This window comes from Curtobacterium sp. PhB170, assembly GCF_003752345.1.
Lineage (GTDB): Bacteria > Actinomycetota > Actinomycetes > Actinomycetales > Microbacteriaceae > Curtobacterium.
On the sequence record NZ_RJUM01000010.1, the window covers coordinates 523,117 to 537,028 of the forward strand.

Genomic DNA, 13,912 nt, shown 5'->3' on the forward strand with positions numbered 1-13,912 from the left:
CGGGGGTGGCCCGTGCTGTTCCACCCCCGGTACTGGGGGTATTTCGCACCCGGATCACCCCCGTTCTCGGGATTCTGCACCGAACCTCGTGTGAATACGCTCGTCACCGGCGGCCGAGCAAGTGCCGGACACTTTCCCCATCACATTCCCGAAAGAATGGAAACACCATGTACTTCGCTCTCATGGGCAAGCTGAACGCTCGCCGCAAGGGTCTTCTGGAAGAGAACGAGAAGGGCTTCACGCTCATCGAGCTCCTCGTCGTCGTGATCATCATCGGTATCCTCGCTGCGATCGCCATCCCGGTGTACCTGGGCATCACGAACAACGCGAAGGAATCGAGCACGAAGTCGGACATCACCAACTTCAAGACGGCCGTGATCAGCATCCAGTCGACCAGCGGTTCGTTCCCCGCCGCGGGGACGTACAACGGAACCACCGCGCTCACCACGGCGCTGAAGGGTGCGGGCGCGAGTCTGGGCAGCGACACGTCGTCGATCGCCTACACGATCGGCGGGACCACCACCGCGCCGACGTTCAAGATCGTCGGTACCAGCTCGACCAACAACACCTTCTGCACGTCGGACACCTCCGGCGTCGTCAGCGGTTCAACCTGCTGACATGACGTCCAGCGACGAGCCGTGACGACCGTCACGGCTCGTCGCGACCACTACAGCTCCGACCGAGAGGCAGAACGTGTTGCTGCGCATCGTCGACCGCCTCCGGGCGGCCCGTGAGTCCGAAGAGGGATTCTCGATCATCGAGGTGATGGTCGCGATGACCGTCTTCGCGATGATCGCCGCGGGTGTCGCAGCGGGTATCGTCTCCACGCTCTACCTCACGCAGGACAACCGTTCGCGCGAAGCTGCGCTCAACCTGGCGAACCAGGCGCTCGACGCGGCACGCAGCACGAAGGACGTCTTCACGCTCGACGACGACACGACGCTGCAGTCGGTCGGCAACCAGGCGTACACGATCAAGCAGACCACCAACTGGATCAACTCGGACGGCTCCGACAACTCGTGCGGCGCGGGTTCGGGGGTCCTCGCCTACAAGCGCGTGTCGATCACCGTCTCCTGGACGAGTGGGACGTCGCCGCGACAGAAGAACGTGGTGCTCGACACCCTGATCTCACCGTCCTCCGCTGTGTCGAGTGCGAGCGCGTCCACGATCGTGGTCGGGGTCCGGACCGCGACGGGCGGACCGAACGCCGGCGTCGCGGTGACGATCACGCCCGTGTCCGGCGGCGCGACCGGTTTGTCGAACCCGCCAGCGGTGACCGACACGAACGGCTGCAGTTACGCGGTCGGGGTCGCACCGGGAACCTACAAGGTGACGATCGCCAAGGCCGGGAACATCGACAAGGACGGAGCGACCGCTCCGTCGTCGTCGGTGGCCACCACCGCCGGTGGCGTCGGCAACGCGACCTTCCTGTACGACCAGGCGATCACCGTCACGGCCGGCGCCCCCCTGAACCTCAAGGACGGCGTCACGGCGAAGCTGCCCACCTCGCTCCCGATGACCTACCGCTACGACGACACGGTGAAGACGTTCACCACCACGTCCACCGTGCTCTTCCCCTACCAGTGGACCGCGATCGCCGGCGCGTACACCTCGACGTGCAAGGACGTCGACCCGACGGCGTGGCCCACGGCGAGCAACCTGACGACGTCACCGAACATCTTCAACGCGGCCGACGGCTCCACCCCGGGCTACAACCCGACGACCGCGCTCACCGCCACCGCGCGAGCTCCCATGGGGGTGTTCGACGTGAAGATGGGCGGCGTGGACACCGTCCTCGTCGCGACCGTCAAGAACACGGCAGCGGTGACCAACGGTGATCCAGGGTGCGCACCGTCGACGACATACACCTTCACCGGTATGACGCCCTCGGCCGCGACGACGATCGCGCTGCCGTTCGGTACGTGGACGCTGCGCGGGACGACCGTGCTCGGTGGCGTGTTGAGCAGCAACACCCAGACCATCGCCTCGAACCCGAGCGTGTCGAACCTCAAGGTCTCGTCGAGCGGCAACGTCGTGACGCTCGACCCGCGAACGGTGCCGACCTCGTGATCGGCAGGATCCGCCGAGTGCTGGGTCGCGCCCGGACCGACCAGCGGGGCATCACGCTCGTCGAGCTCATCGTGGGCATGAGCCTCTCACTCCTCGTGCTGACGATCGCGGGCTCCTTCCTCGTCGCATCCCAGAAGGCGTCCGTGACGGCGAGCTCGATCAGCCAGAACACCCGAGCTGCCTCGACGGCTATGAACGAGATGGGCCGCATGCTCCGGGCGGCGACTGACAACCCGGTGCCGACCGGCGATGACTCGCAGTTCGCCTTCCAGTACGCGAGCGCGACGTCGATCCGGTTCTTCGCCTACGTGAACCTCGACTCGACGCTCTCCCAGCCGGTCCAGGTCCAGCTGACGCTCGACCCGGTCACGAAGCGGATCACCGAGACGACGTGGAACGGCACCGCGGTGTCCGGGAACTCCTCGTACTTCTCGTTCCCCCTTGCCCTCGGAGCGACGCTGCCGTCGTCTCCGACGTCGAAACGCACGCTGGTGTCCTCAGCAGTGAACAGCGTCGCGTTCTCGTTCACCGACGCGTCGAACAACGTGCTCGGAACGCCGACCTCGCCGGTCGCGGTGACGGACCTGCCGAACATCCGTTCGGTCAGCGTGACACTGACGGTCGGGTCGAGTGCGACGGACCCGAACGCCGTGACCCTGACCAACAGAGCCAGCATGCCGAACATCGTGATGGGAGCCTCCTCGTGATCCGACTCCTCCGCGCGATCCGTTCCCGGGATGACGAGCGTGGTGTCGCTCTCGTCGCCGTCGTGGGGATCGGCATGGTCGTGATGATCCTGGTCGCGACGATGGTCGCGATCGCCACGTCCGGCGCGAGGGTCACCTCGACGGACCGGTCGTGGAACCGGGCGATCGCGGCGGCGTACGCCGGCGTCGCCGACTACCAGTCGCGGCTCAACGCCGACAACACGTACGGCAACTACGGGCAGTCGAGCGCGCCGTTCAGCGCCGCATCGAGCAGTACCTTCAGCAAGGGCACCGGCGGCAACGCGGCGTTCAACTACCAGTCCGGTCAGCAGTGGGTGTCCGTTCCCACCGGCGACGGCTCCGCCGGCGACTCGTCGTTCCGGTACGCCGTCGACAACAGCAAGCTCTCGTCGCAGGGTGTGATCCGGGTGCAGTCGACCGGGCGCTCCGGCACCACGACCAGGACCGTCGTTGCCAACGTGCGGCCGGACGGGTTCTCGAACTACCTCTACTTCACCAACTTCGAGTCCGGCGACCCGACCGTCACGAACGAGAAGGGCGTCGGGACGCTGCCGTGCACCTCGGTGTACCGACCGGTCGCGACGTCGGCGACCTGCGACCAGATCCAGTTCGGCGGCGGCGACGTGCTCGAGGGGCCGGTGCGGTCGAACGACCAGCTCAAGGTGTGCGGCGCGCAGTTCAAGAGCACGGTCCAGAGCGTCTACGGCGTGAGCAGCAGTGGGTGCACGCTCGGGCGGTACGCCTCGAACCCGACGACGTCCTCGACGTTGACCCCGCCGGCCACGATCGGTGACCTGCGCGACTACACGCGATCCGATCTGCCCTCGACCACCAGCACCGTCGAGGGAGCCGGCTGCGTCTACACCGGTCCGACGAAGATCACGTTCAACGGCGACGGCACGATGACGGTGCGCTCGCCGATGACCATCGCGACGCAGGTCACCGGAGCGACCGCGACACCCGGGGCGCAGATCACCGGCGTGAACAGTGACACGTCGGCAGCCGCGGCCAAGTGCGGCGCTCCCACCGACCTCCGGAGCACCAGCGGTGCTCGCGTCACGATCCCGAAGAACAACCTGATCTTCGTGCAGAACGAGCCGAGCGCACGTGCGGCCGGGACGACGCCGGACCCGAACTACTGGAAGGGCAACGCCACCCTCAAGAACGTCGCGACGGCCTGCGACGCGACCTCGGCCGCGAGCACCGCGACCACCCTGAAGCCGAACGGTGTCGGTTTCCCCCTCGTCGGTTCCTCGGCGAGCAACTCCGAGACGGACCCCACCGCTGGCGGTGGCACCTCGGTGACGGCGCCGTACGGCTGCGATCGCGGCGATGCGTTCGTGCAGGGAACGGTCGACAAGGCGGTGACCATCGCCGCCGAGAACTACCTCTACGTCACCGGAGACATCCGGTACCCGACGACCCGGTCCGCGTCCACGGTCCTCGGGCTGATCGGTCAGCGTGCGGTCTGGGTGTGGAACCCGATCAACACGAACAACGCTGCGATCCTGTCGAACGATCGCGAGATCGACGCAGCGATCCTGTCGAACACCGGCACGTTCGTCGTGCAGAACTGGACGCGGGGTTCGTCGAACGGCCGGGGGACCCTCACGGTCAGCGGATCGATCGCGCAGAACTTCCGCGGTGCGGTCGGTCTGGCGAGCGGGCAGGGCTACACGAAGGCGTACACGTTCGACTCGAGCCTGGCGACCTACACGCCGCCGAAGTTCCCGCAGCCGACCGTGACGACGTACCGCGTCGCCACCCAGGTCGAGTCGAAGACGGCGTACGACTCGAACGGAGCGCCGATCTCGTGATCAGCGCAATCCCGGCCCTCGCGGCGTTCGTCGCTGCGTTCGGAGCGGTCTTCGGGCTCGCCGTCGGTTCGTTCCTCAACGTCGTCGTCCACCGGGTCCCGGCCGGCATGTCCGTCGTCGCGCCCGCGTCCGCGTGCCCGAAGTGCGGGCGCGCGATCCGGGGGTTCGACAACGTTCCACTGGTGTCCTGGCTGGTGCTCCGTGGCCGGTGCCGTGACTGCGCCGAACCCATCTCGGTCCGCTACCCGGTCGTCGAGGCGTCGACGGCGGTGCTGTTCGTCGCGGTGATCGTCCGGTTCCTGCCGCAGGCCGGTGCGCCCGGTGCGGTCATCGCAGGCCAGACGGTCCTGCTCGTCGCCCTGCTCTTCGTCATGGCGGTGAGCGTCGCGTTGGCGCTCATCGACATCGACACGCACACGTTGCCGAACCGGATCGTCCTGCCGATGTACCCGGTGCTGGTCGCGCTGCTCGCCGCTTCGAGCGTCCTGACCGGCGATTGGGCTGCGATGCTCCGCGGGCTGCTCGGTCTCGTGATCCTCGGTGGCGTGTACCTGGTCCTCGCGATCGCGGCACCACGGGGAATGGGATTCGGGGACGTGAAGCTCGCCGGAGCCCTGGGACTCCTGCTCGCGTACCTCGGATGGGGACCCCTCACTGTGGGTGCTTTCGGAGCGTTCCTCCTCGGCGGTACCTTCGGGATCGTCCTCCTCCTGACCAAGCGTGCGGGTCGCTCGACGGGGATCCCGTTCGGCCCCTGGATGCTCCTCGGCGCGTGGGTGGGCGCGTTCTTCGGGGTCCCGGTCTGGAACGCCTACCTCCAACTCCTCGGCCTCGCCTGACGAACCGGGCTGACACCTACTGAGCCCGGCTCGACCGGAAGGAACACGACATGACGAAGAACATCGTCGGCATCGACATCGGTGCCGAGACGATCCGCGCGGTGGAGGTCGCCGACGCCGAGAAGGCGAACCCGACGATCGTCCGTGTCGCCGAGGTGCCGGTCCCGAAGGACGCGACGAAGCAGGGCGAGGTCCTCGAAGCGAACACGGTCGCGGCGGCACTCCGTGAGCTCTGGTCGATCGGCCGCTTCCGGACCAAGGACGTCGTCCTGGGCATGGGGAACCAGCGCGTCCTCTCACGTGACCTCACCGTGCCCAAGGCGCCGCTCGCGCAGATCCGCGAGTCGCTCCCCTTCCAGGTCCAGGACATGCTTCCCGTCCCGGTCGTCGACGCGATCCTCGACTTCTACCCGGTGTCCGAGGGGGTCGGTGAGTCCGGACCGGTCGTGCACGGCTTGCTCGTCGCTGCGATCAAGGACGCGGTCCTCGCGAACGTCCGCGCTGCGGAGCTGGCCGGGCTGCGCCCGGTGGGTGTCGACCTGATCCCGTTCGCCCTTTCACGGGTCTTGGCACCCCGGGTCGCCGGCGCCGGGACGGTCGCGATCGTCGACTGTGGCGGCAACACGACGTCGGTCGTGATCGCCAACGACGGGGTCCCCACCTTCGTGCGCATCATCCCGACGGGCGGCGACCACGTGACCAAGACGATGGCCACCCGGCTCGAGGTCTCCCTCGCCGAAGCCGAGGCGATCAAGCGGCACTTCGGTCTGGTCGGACGAGCGCAGACGCCGGACGACGCCCGCGCCGTGGCCGTCACGCGTGAGACGGTCGGCGAACTGCTCACCAGTGTCCGGAACACGGTGACCTACTACGCGAACACCCGACCTGCCGATGTCGTGCGGGGCATCGTGCTCGTCGGTGGCGGTGCGGCTCTCCCCGGCTTCCGGGAGAGCCTCGGCGACGTCTCCGGCCTGCCGGTCGCCGTCGGGGACCCGTTCGTGTCCGCGCGGACCGCGCGGGGCATCACGCCGGAACTCCTCCGTGAGCGGTCGGCTTCCATTTCGGTCGCCTGGAGCCTGGCGGTCGGAGGTCGAGCAGCATGACCAAGATGATCGACACCCGCTCGACCGACCGACGTCGACCATCCCGGGCGACTCCCGGCCGCAGTGCAGACGCCACCCCCCGCACGCCGAGAGCCGGCGCGAAGACTCGCGTCCTGGTAGTCGGAGGACCGCCGCGTGTGGACCTGCTTCCCACCGAGGTCCACGTCAGCCGGCGGCAGCGCGCCACGGTCCGGCGTGCGTGGGCGGGCGTGCTGGTCGTCGCGGTCGCGGTCGGACTGGCGACGGGCTGGGCGATGACGGATCGCATGTCTGCCGAACAGGACTTGGCTGCGGCCCAGAGCGAGACGGCGACGCTCGCCAAGCAACAGGGGCAGTACCGCGACGTGCGTGTGGCCGAATCCGAGAGCGCGTTGCTGCAGAGCGCGCAGACGGTCGGCGGGTCGACGGAGATCGACTGGGCGACGACGCTCGCGTCGGTGCGGTCGAGACTGCCGGCCGGGGTGCAGATCACCGGACTGACGATCGACTCCGCCGGGGCCGAGGAAGCGTACGCGCAGTCGGATGACCCGCTGCAGGGGCAACGCATCGCGACGCTCACCTTCGACGCCACGAGCGACGCCCTGCCCTCGATCCCGGACTGGCTCACCGCCGTCGGCGGGGTCACCGGGTTCGTCGATGCGAACGCCAACTCGGTCGCACGGTCGCAGGACGGCGGCGGGTACGCGGTCAACATGACCATCCACCTCGACGAGAAGGCGTTCGACGGTCGGTACGCCGTCGACAACGCGAAGAAGGACTGATCATGTCTCGAAACCGCCTGAGCCTCTTGCTCGCAGTCCTCGCGATGGCGGTCGTCGCCGTCGGCGGGTTCTTCCTCGCGGTCCAGCCGCAGCTCGCACAGACGGCCGCGGCACACACCCAGACTGCGTCCGTCGAGCAGACGAACGACACCAGCCGGAGCGAGCTCGCACGCCTGCGCGAGCAGGCGGCGGACCTGCCAGCCATGAAGCGCGAGCTGTCGACCCGCGCGACCTCGGTACCGGACAGCGCTCGGCTGTCGGCGTTCATCGACGAGCTCAACGCGACCGCCGCGGCTGCCGGGATGCAGGTCTCCTCGTTCACGGCGAGCGACGCGACGGCGTACTCGCCAGCGGTCGCGGCGGAGCCCGCGGCTGCGGGACAGGGCGGTGCGACGCCCTCGGCATCGCCGTCCGCGACGGCTGGAGCGGCGCCGTCCGCCCCACAGGCACCGAGCCTCGTCACGGATGCGGCGGTCACCGGCCAGAACTTCTCGGTGATCCCCGTGACCGTTGCGGTCGACGGCTCGTTCGACCAGGCGCTGCAGTTCGTCAAGGGGGTTCAGGGCGGCGATCGACTGTTCCTCATCACGACCGTCTCGTCAGCAGAGAAGAGCGGGGATGACGGAGCTGCCAGCAGCAGCAGTTCATGGACCTTCGGCGGATCGATCTACGTGCTCGACCGGTCCCCTGACGCGGCTGCCGACACCGCAGCCGCGGCCTCGACCAAGGGCTGATCTGACCCCCTCCCACTGGGGTGTGACGCGCCACGCCGACCCCTCTTCCGCGACACCCGTCGGTGTGCATACGATGCTCACGACGCCGTGATCGCGGCTGTTCATCCCCCTCTCGAACGGTCGGCTCGAACCGGCCGTTCCCGTCGTGCCCGGAGTCGCGCGTGTTGGTCGGAATCGTGGAATTCCTGGGTTGGTTCGGCGCTGTAACCGTGCTGGCTGGTTACATTCTCTTCTCCACGGGGAAGCTCCCGAACGGGCCGGTCTACCAGCTCTTCAACCTCGTCGGTGGCCTGGCGGTCGCCGTCAACGTGGCCGCGCACCACGCGGTGCCGTCCACCATCGTCAACGGCATCTGGGCGATCGTGGCCGTGGTCGTGCTGGTGAAGATGGGGCGCGCTCGACGCGCGGCGAAGCGCGGCGAGCCGGCGGCCTCCGAGGCGACCGTCCTGCACGCCGAACCGGCGTCCACCACCGGCGTCCTGCCGATCGTCGGCCCGGCCCTGCGCGACCACGAGCCGGAGGACCCCTCCGAGGCGGACGCAGCCCCGGGCCTCCAGGCAGCGCCCACCACCAGCACGACGCAGGCCGCACCGACCACCAGCACGACGCAGGTCGCTCCGATGACCGAGACCGTCCCGATCATCACCGCGACGATCGCACTCGCGCTGGTCGCCGCAGCGCAGGGGCACGTGGAGCGTGCGGACACCGCGGACAGCGCAGGCGCCACCGAAGGCGCCGACCACGCGGAGCGGACCGAAGCCACCCGCTGACCGTCCCGTCGGCGATACGATCACCTCATGTCCCGGTGGTTGATCGCGACGATGACGTCCGTCCTCTTCATCGCGCTCGTCGTCGCCGTCGCGGGGTTCGAAGCGCTCCTCGCCGACGTCGAGGCGATCGCGCAGCCGGACGCGACCCCGTACCTCGGCCCGGCCATGGTGATCGGCGCCGCCGTGGTGGTGTTCCTCGCGACCGCGGTCGGCGCGCGAGAGGGCAACCCCGGTGTCACCGGTTTGGTCGCCGCCGCGACCGCCTACCTGGTGATGCTCGGCGTCGGCGCTGTCGGGTACGCGGCGATCCGCCGCGACCTGACCGAGCTCCTCGTCTTCCCGGCCGGCTACGCACTCGGGCCGTTCGTGGTCGGGTCCGTCGTGGTCGCGCTCCTGTCGGTGATCGGCGGGATCTCCGCGGCCCGGCACCAGGCCCGGACGACGGACCGGACGCCCGCTGCCGGGCAGCGGCAGGAGACCACCGCCGCGGGGGACGACACCGTCGGGCGGTAGTCTTCCCGGGCACGACGCACACGCAACGGGGGAACGATGAGCGACCAGCACACGCCGGATCCGGACCAGCAGGACGGCTGGGGAGCCGTGCCGTCGGTGGCGTCGATCCGTGGGACGCAAGGAACGCCAGCGACCGCGCAGAACGCGCAGGCCGGGTCGACGGCGCAGGCCGGGACGACCGCGCACGGCGCGCAGTACGCCCCGACCGCCTCGCGCGCTCCGCGCCGGAAGCTCCGCCGAGGCCAGCTCATCGGGATCATCGCCGGCGGCACCGCCGTCGTGCTGTTGCTCGTCGCCGGTGTCGTCGGGTACTCCGTCGGCTCCGCCACCCACTCGGCCGACCGACCGGTGCGGGCGTTCCTCGACGACCTGACCGCGGGCAAGGTCGCCGATGCCCTCGACGCAGCGGGCATCGACCGGACGAAGGCCGACGTGCTCCTCACCGACGCCGCGTACGCGAAGGCGACCGCGAAGGTCACCGGCTACCGGGTGGCCGCGACGCGCACGGACGGCGACACCGCCACCGTCCGCGCGTACCTGCGCCAGGCCGGCCGTGACGTCGCGGCGACCTTCACGCTCGACAAGACCGGCACCGACTGGGGCGTGTTCCCGGTGTGGGAGCTGCAGGCGCCGGAGCTCGGCAGCGTCGACGTCAGCGTCCGGGGTCCGGCCGGCGCCTCGGTGCAGGTCGCGGGCACGTCGACGAAGACCCCGAAGGACGGCTCGGTCGGTCTCCGCGCCCTCCCCGGCACCTACGCGGTCACGTACGACGGCGGCAAGTGGACCAAGGCCACGGGTGGCAGCGCCGTCGTGGGCGGGTTCGGTGGCAGCGCCTCGACGCCCGTGCAGATGACCGCGACGCTCACGGACGCGGGGGAGCAGGCGGCGAAGCGAGCCGTGGACGCCTGGGTGGACGGCTGCATCGCCTCGAACGACGCCGCGCCGGCCGGGTGCAGCTTCTACGCGTACGGCGAGAACCCCGCGTACACCTACACGAACGAGAAGTGGACGCTCGAGTCGCGGCCCACCGTCGCCGTCGGCAGCTGGACCACGAACGGCTGGCTCGTCTCCACCACCACCTTCGGCCGGGCCACCTTCACGGCGGACATCGCCGGCGCCGGCGGCACCGGGACGGCCACGGCCGGGCCGCTCAACGTGAACGCGAGCGGGTACATCACGGGGTTCTCGAGCTCGGGTGCGACGTTCCGGTCGGCGGTCGGCAACGGGTCCTCGGACACCGGCTCATGACGGTGTCCGGCGTGGTGCCGGCCCGGATTGATTTCGTCCCGTTACGCGGGTAGTCTCTTCTGGGTGTGCGCCCTCGGGCGCGCCCGAAAAGTCCGGCGAGCGAGATCGCCCAGTCGGACCACTCCGTCCCCCCGCAGGTTCCTCCGCCGTCAGGCGGTCGTCAGCGTGGGACGAGGAAGCCGGCGGATCGCGCCGGCCAGAGAGCACGAGCGAAGAACCAGGAGAACAGTTGCCTACTATTCAGCAGCTGGTTCGCAAGGGTCGTACGCCGAAGGTCACCAAGACCAAGGCGCCCGCCCTGAAGGCGAACCCCCAGCAGCGTGGTGTGTGCACCCGCGTCTACACCACCACCCCGAAGAAGCCGAACTCCGCACTGCGCAAGGTCGCTCGTGTGAAGCTCTCGAACGGCACCGAGGTCACGGCGTACATCCCCGGTGAGGGCCACAACCTCCAGGAGCACTCGATGGTGCTCGTCCGTGGCGGTCGTGTGAAGGACCTCCCCGGTGTGCGGTACAAGATCATCCGTGGCGCCCTGGACACCCAGGCCGTGAAGAACCGTAAGCAGGCTCGTAGCCGCTACGGCGCGAAGAAGGGTTGAGTTAGATGCCTCGTAAGGGTCCCGCCCCCAAGCGTCCCGTCGTCGCCGACCCGGTCTACGGTGCGCCGATCGTCAGCCAGCTCGTCAACAAGATCCTGCTCGACGGCAAGAAGGGCCTCGCCGAGCGCATCGTCTACGGTGCACTCGAGGGCGTCACTGCCAAGAACCAGCAGGATGCTGTCGTCACGCTCAAGAAGGCGCTCGACAACGTCCGTCCGACCCTCGAGGTCCGCAGCCGCCGTGTCGGTGGCTCGACCTACCAGGTCCCGGTCGAGGTCAAGCCGCACCGCGCGAACACCCTCGCGCTCCGCTGGCTGACCTCGTACGCCAAGGCCCGTCGCGAGAAGACGATGACCGAGCGTCTCATGAACGAGATCCTCGACGCGTCGAACGGTCTCGGTGCCGCGGTCAAGCGCCGCGAGGACACGCACAAGATGGCCGAGTCGAACAAGGCCTTCGCCCACTACCGCTGGTAGTCCCGGCACCGTCCGGGCACCGGTGGTCAAGAACCCCGGCGCCCGGACGGCCGCCAACCTCTCCTACAACTCTTCCGGAGGAACCCTGTGGCACAGGACGTGCTCACCGACCTGAACAAGGTCCGCAACATCGGCATCATGGCGCACATCGATGCCGGCAAGACCACGACGACCGAGCGCATCCTGTTCTACACGGGCATCACGCACAAGATCGGTGAGGTCCACGACGGCGCTGCCACGATGGACTGGATGGCGCAGGAGCAGGAGCGCGGCATCACGATCACGTCGGCCGCGACGACCTGCTTCTGGGACAACAACCAGATCAACATCATCGACACCCCCGGTCACGTGGACTTCACGGTCGAGGTGGAGCGTTCGCTCCGCGTCCTCGACGGTGCGGTCGCCGTCTTCGACGGCAAGGAGGGCGTCGAGCCCCAGTCCGAGACCGTGTGGCGTCAGGCGGACAAGTACAACGTCCCGCGCATCTGCTTCGTCAACAAGATGGACAAGCTCGGCGCGGACTTCTACTACACCGTCGACACGATCATCAACCGCCTCGGTGCGGAGCCCCTCGTGCTCCAGCTTCCGATCGGTTCGGAGAGCTCGTTCGAAGGCGTCGTCGACCTCGTCCAGATGCGTGCACTCACCTGGCGCGGCGACGCCAAGGGTGACGTCGCGATGGGTGCGAAGTACGAGATCGAAGAGATCCCGGCCGACCTGCAGGACCGCGCCGCCGAGTACCGCGAGAAGCTCATCGAGCGCGTGGCCGAGGCGGACGACGTCCTCATGGAGCGTTACCTCGAGGGCGACACCGACTTCTCGGTCGACGAGATCAAGGCCGCGATCCGCGCCCTCACCGTGAGCAGCACGCTCTACCCGGTGCTGTGCGGTTCCGCGTTCAAGAACCGCGGTGTCCAGCCGATGCTCGACGCCGTCATCGACTACCTCCCGTCCCCGCTCGACGTGCCGCCGATGATCGGCCACGACGTCAAGGACGAGGAGAAGGAGATCATCCGCAAGCCCGACGCGTCGGAGCCGTTCTCGGCTCTCGCGTTCAAGGTCGCGGTGCACCCCTTCTTCGGTCGCCTCACCTACGTCCGCGTGTACTCCGGCTCGATCGAGTCCGGCGCACAGGTCATCAACTCGACCAAGGGCAAGAAGGAGCGCATCGGGAAGATCTTCCAGATGCACTCCAACAAGGAGAACCCGGTCGCCAACGTGACCGCTGGCCACATCTACGCGGTCATCGGCCTCAAGGACACCACCACCGGTGACACCCTGTGTGACCCGACCAACCAGGTCGTCCTCGAGTCGATGACGTTCCCGGAGCCGGTCATCGAGGTCGCGATCGAGCCGAACACGAAGGCTGACCAGGAGAAGCTCTCCACGGCCATCCAGAAGCTCGCCGAAGAGGACCCGACGTTCCGCGTCGAGCTCAACGCCGAGACCGGTCAGACGACGATCAAGGGCATGGGCGAGCTCCACCTCGACATCCTCGTCGACCGCATGAAGCGCGAGTTCCACGTCGAGGCGAGCGTCGGCAAGCCCCAGGTGGCCTACCGCGAGACGCTCACCAAGATCGTCGAGCGCTACGACTACACCCACAAGAAGCAGACCGGTGGTTCCGGCCAGTTCGCGAAGGTGCAGATCGCGCTCGAGCCGATGGAGGTCACGAGCGAGAAGGTCTACGAGTTCGTCAACGCGACCTCCGGTGGCCGCGTCCCGCGCGAGTACATCCCCTCGGTCGACGCCGGTATCCAGGACGCCATGCAGGTCGGCATCCTCGCGGGCTACCCGACCGTCGGCGTGAAGGCCATCCTCAAGGACGGCGCGGCGCACGACGTCGACTCGTCCGAGATGGCGTTCAAGATCGCTGGTTCCATCGCCTACAAGGAAGCGGCCCGCAAGGCCGGTCCCGCGATCCTCGAGCCGATCATGGCCGTCGAGGTCCGTACTCCTGAGGAGTACATGGGCGACGTCATCGGTGACCTGAACTCCCGTCGTGGCCAGATCGCCTCGATGGAGGACGCCTCGGGCGTCAAGGTGGTCCGCGCGAGCGTGCCGCTGTCCGAGATGTTCGGCTACGTCGGCGACCTGCGGTCGAAGACCTCTGGTCGTGCGGTCTACTCGATGACCTTCGAGACCTACAGCCAGGTCCCGGCCAAGGTCGCCGAGGAGATCATCGCGAAGAACGCGGGGGAGTAGCGCTCAGCGCTTCTCCACAGGCGGGGGTGCCCGGCGACGGGCCCCTCGCC

14 protein-coding genes are annotated in these 13,912 nt (G+C 68.4%); all 14 read left to right on the top strand.

Annotation, left to right across the window (positions count from 1 at the left end):
• Positions 1-167: 167 nt before the first annotated feature.
• The 14 genes from EDF40_RS19610 (at position 168) to fusA (ending at position 13,862) form a co-directional block, all read left to right on the top strand.
• Positions 168-617: a type II secretion system protein gene (locus tag EDF40_RS19610; RefSeq protein WP_123339460.1), complete on the top strand. Its 450-nt coding sequence runs from the start codon at positions 168-170 to the stop codon at positions 615-617.
• Positions 618-693: 76 nt separating this feature from the next.
• Complete coding sequence (locus tag EDF40_RS10410) at positions 694-2,070, top strand: prepilin-type N-terminal cleavage/methylation domain-containing protein (protein WP_123339461.1); 1,377 nt, start codon at positions 694-696, stop codon at positions 2,068-2,070.
• Complete coding sequence (locus tag EDF40_RS10415; protein ID WP_185002961.1) at positions 2,067-2,777, top strand: type II secretion system protein J; 711 nt, start codon at positions 2,067-2,069, stop codon at positions 2,775-2,777. Before EDF40_RS10410 ends, EDF40_RS10415 begins: the two co-directional genes overlap by 4 nt.
• On the top strand, positions 2,774-4,615 hold the full coding sequence (locus tag EDF40_RS10420; RefSeq protein WP_123339463.1) for a hypothetical protein: 1,842 nt from the start codon (positions 2,774-2,776) through the stop codon (positions 4,613-4,615). Before EDF40_RS10415 ends, EDF40_RS10420 begins: the two co-directional genes overlap by 4 nt.
• On the top strand, positions 4,612-5,454 hold the full coding sequence (locus EDF40_RS10425) for an A24 family peptidase (protein ID WP_260212652.1): 843 nt from the start codon (positions 4,612-4,614) through the stop codon (positions 5,452-5,454). The genes EDF40_RS10420 and EDF40_RS10425 overlap by 4 nt, the downstream gene beginning before the upstream one ends.
• Positions 5,455-5,504: 50 nt before the next feature.
• Positions 5,505-6,557, top strand: coding sequence for a type IV pilus assembly protein PilM (gene pilM / locus EDF40_RS10430; RefSeq protein ID WP_123339464.1), 1,053 nt, complete (start codon positions 5,505-5,507; stop codon positions 6,555-6,557).
• Between the two features lie 137 nt (positions 6,558-6,694).
• A complete protein-coding gene (locus EDF40_RS10435) occupies positions 6,695-7,318 on the top strand; it encodes a hypothetical protein (protein ID WP_123339465.1) in 624 nt (207 codons plus the stop codon).
• 2 nt (positions 7,319-7,320) lie between these two features.
• Positions 7,321-8,052, top strand: a complete 732-nt coding sequence (locus EDF40_RS10440; protein WP_123339466.1) for a hypothetical protein — start codon at positions 7,321-7,323, stop codon at positions 8,050-8,052.
• 176 nt (positions 8,053-8,228) lie between these two features.
• On the top strand, positions 8,229-8,822 hold the full coding sequence (locus tag EDF40_RS19225; protein ID WP_185002963.1) for a hypothetical protein: 594 nt from the start codon (positions 8,229-8,231) through the stop codon (positions 8,820-8,822).
• A 27-nt stretch (positions 8,823-8,849) separates the two neighbouring features.
• Positions 8,850-9,335 carry a DUF6121 family protein gene (locus tag EDF40_RS10450; protein WP_123339467.1) on the top strand — a complete coding sequence of 162 codons (486 nt, stop codon included), beginning with the start codon at positions 8,850-8,852 and terminating at the stop codon, positions 9,333-9,335.
• 36 nt (positions 9,336-9,371) lie between these two features.
• Positions 9,372-10,583: a hypothetical protein gene (locus EDF40_RS10455; protein ID WP_123339468.1), complete on the top strand. Its 1,212-nt coding sequence runs from the start codon at positions 9,372-9,374 to the stop codon at positions 10,581-10,583.
• A 229-nt stretch (positions 10,584-10,812) separates the two neighbouring features.
• Positions 10,813-11,181 (top strand): 30S ribosomal protein S12, encoded by a 369-nt coding sequence (rpsL, locus tag EDF40_RS10460; protein WP_017885540.1) that lies wholly within the window; start codon positions 10,813-10,815, stop codon positions 11,179-11,181.
• A gap of 5 nt (positions 11,182-11,186) precedes the next feature.
• The gene (rpsG, locus tag EDF40_RS10465; RefSeq protein ID WP_055950927.1) at positions 11,187-11,657 is read left to right on the top strand and encodes a 30S ribosomal protein S7; all 471 of its coding nucleotides are present in this window, start codon (positions 11,187-11,189) and stop codon (positions 11,655-11,657) included.
• Between the two features lie 87 nt (positions 11,658-11,744).
• A complete protein-coding gene (gene fusA, locus EDF40_RS10470) occupies positions 11,745-13,862 on the top strand; it encodes an elongation factor G (RefSeq protein WP_111083473.1) in 2,118 nt (705 codons plus the stop codon).
• Positions 13,863-13,912 lie beyond the last annotated feature (50 nt).